The 2,641-nt window shown below is 66.1% G+C and carries 3 protein-coding genes; 1 reads left to right on the top strand and 2 read right to left on the bottom strand.

Annotation, left to right across the window (positions count from 1 at the left end; translation table 11 throughout):
• Positions 1 to 2: 2 nt before the first annotated feature.
• Together pyrE and ACIQ6O_RS16100 are read right to left on the bottom strand one after the other, a co-directional pair.
• Positions 3 to 569, bottom strand: coding sequence for an orotate phosphoribosyltransferase (gene pyrE / locus ACIQ6O_RS16105; RefSeq protein ID WP_396208790.1), 567 nt, complete (start codon positions 567 to 569; stop codon positions 3 to 5).
• Between the two features lie 26 nt (positions 570 to 595).
• Positions 596 to 1,546, bottom strand: coding sequence for a serine/threonine-protein kinase (locus ACIQ6O_RS16100; protein ID WP_396208789.1), 951 nt, complete (start codon positions 1,544 to 1,546; stop codon positions 596 to 598).
• A 276-nt stretch (positions 1,547 to 1,822) separates the two neighbouring features.
• Here ACIQ6O_RS16100 and ACIQ6O_RS16095 point away from each other — a divergent pair.
• A partial coding sequence (locus ACIQ6O_RS16095) for a hypothetical protein (RefSeq protein WP_396208788.1) occupies positions 1,823 to 2,641 on the top strand: 819 nt, incomplete at its 3' end.

The raw sequence follows: 2,641 nt of genomic DNA, 5'->3' as shown, positions 1-2,641 counted from the left end.
ACCTACCCCTTGATCAGCGGCACCAACTGCTCTGCCGTGACGAGGCTGAGCACCTGGAGCCCGGCAGCCTCGAGCGCCTCGCGCCCTCCTTCCTGCCGGTCGACCAGCGCCAGAACGCCGAGGATCTCGCCGCCGGCGGCGCGGATGGCGTCGACGGCCTTGAGCGCCGACCCGCCGGTGGTGATCACGTCTTCGACCACAACCACCTTGTCACCGGGGAGGAACGCCCCTTCGATGAGCTTACCCGTGCCGTGCTGCTTGGCTTCCTTGCGAACGGTAAAGCTCCGAACCATCGCCCCCTCGCCTCGTTCGGCGGCCAGCGCACTGGCGTGGGCAATGGCATAGGAGATGGGATCGGCACCCAGAGTAAGGCCGCCGACGGCATCCACCGGCCAGCCGCTGGCTCGCAGAGCGGCGAGCGCCACACGGCCAATGAGCAGCTGTCCTTCGGGGTGCATGGTGGTGAGGCGACAGTCCACGTAGAGCGTGGAGCGGCGGCCGGAGGCCAGTACGAAATCGCCCCGCTTGGCTGAACGGTCGGCCAGCAGGGCGATGAGGCGCGTGGTCATCGAATCCGTGGGGTTTGGCGAAGCAGTCAACGTCCGAACAGTCCCTTCATCTTGCCGAACAGGCCACCCTCTTTCTTCACGGCGTCGGATGAGCCGCTGACGGAGGGTGCTGAGCCTGAGGCGGTGGCGGTGGAAGTGGAAGCGGTCTCGAAGGCGTCGGAGAACGCCTTTACTGATGGATACCGCTCCGCGGGAGCCTTGGCGAGCGCCTTCATGACCACCGTTTCGACGGCGGCGGGGAAGGTCAGGCCAGGCTTGGCCTTGTTGAGCGTCACGGGCGGCTGCGTCAGCAGCTGCGAGAACAGCTCACGTGGCGACTTGCCCGTGTAGGGGAGGCACCCCGACAGCAGGTAGTAGGCAATGGTAGCCAGGGAATACTGGTCGGCCGCCGGACCGACCAGTTCGCCGGAAAGCGCCTCGGGGGCCACATACATGAGTGTCCCCACGAAGAACCCGGCGCGCGTCAGGCGCTGGTCGGGCGACGCTTCCGTGTCGGCCGCGATCCCGAAATCGAGCAGCTTGATCTGCCGGCCGGCCGGATCGTACATGATGTTTTCCGGCTTCAGGTCGCGGTGCACGATGCCCACATCATGCGCTGCCTGCACGGCGCCGCAGATCTGCGCCATGATTGCGGCAACGTCCTTGCACGATAGCGGGCCGCTCTTTTCCGCGTACTTGTCGAGGATTTCGCCGTCCGCCCATTCGATCGCCAGATAGTAGCGGTCGGTGTCCGACTGCCCGTAGTCTAGGGTGCGAACGATGTTCGGGTGTTCCACGCGTGCGCCGAACTGCGCTTCGCGCAGGAACCGTGCGACGGCCGTCTTGTCGTGCTGCAGTTTTTCGCGCAGCACCTTCAAGGCTACGGTACCATGCGTCGGATGGTCGGCGCGGAAGACCGTCGCGGTCCCACCTTCACCGACTTTCCCGCGCACCGTATACCCGGCCAGTGTCGTCCCGACTAGCGTCTCGATAGCCACGGGGCGAACGTAACGCCGTCCAGCAGTCGCAGCAAGACAAGGTTCAGGAACGTGTCGCACCCTTTGGACTATCAGTTATTCATGACACGGAAGCCGCTTCCGCATCCCGTCTTCGGGACTCTTCTCCTCGCCGCCGCTGCCCTCATCGCCACGGGGTGCGCGGCGTCGCGGCCCGTGGGGGCAGGCTCATCCGTGACACCACCACCGAGACAACCTGGTGCACCGGCGGGCACCATCATCGGTGCGCCAGCGGAGATGACGCGACTCTATCGGAGCATGGGTCTCGTCGCCGGTGCCGGGGCGATGCCGTTCACGGCGTCGGTGAGTTTTCTGCGTGCGCCGACCCCCGACAGCACGCTCACGCTGCTCGCGTTGTCGCTCCCCTCGCGTGCGCTGGGTTTTGCCCGCGAAGGCGATCGCTATGCCGCCGCGTACGTGGCGCGCCTGCAGCTGCGACAAGGCGCCACGGTGGTGCGCACCATCGAAGCCACCGAGCAGGTGCGCGTGCCCACCTTCCGGGAAACGTCGCGTACCGATGAAAGCATCATCTGGCAGCAGTTTCTGCGCCTCGCGCCGGGACGGTATACGCTCACCGTGAGCGTGAAGGACGAGTCAAGCATTCGCGCGTCCAGCGAGGAGGTCACGCTCGACGTGCCACGCCTTGCGCCCGATGGGTTCACGTCACCGGTGCCGGTGTACGAGGCCATTCCGCGTCTGGTGGTCGATTCCCTGCCGCGATTGCTTGCCCGCCCGCGCGCCACGTTCGTGTACGGCGTTGACTCCCTGTTGCCGCTCTACATCGACGGCGTCACCGCCAACGCACCGGGGCAGGTGCGGGTGCGTGTGTTCGGTGATGGCGACATCGTGGGGCTCGACAGCACAGTGTCGTTGCCGCTGCGCGGTGCGTCGCGCAGCACCACCATCGGCATTCCGCTGAGCCGTCTCCCCGTGGGGATCAATCGCGTGGAGATCACCGGCGAAGGACGTCCCGATACCGCCCGCACGCGCGTGCTCGTGACACTGGGTGAGGACGTGCCGATCGGTACCTTCGACGAAATGCTCACGTATCTGCGCTGGTTCGCCACTGCCGATCGC

The sequence above is a fragment of the Gemmatimonas sp. genome, from assembly GCF_044345575.1.
In the GTDB taxonomy this organism is placed as follows: Bacteria; Gemmatimonadota; Gemmatimonadetes; order Gemmatimonadales; family Gemmatimonadaceae; genus Gemmatimonas.
This window is presented reverse-complemented; position numbering and strand designations above follow the sequence as displayed.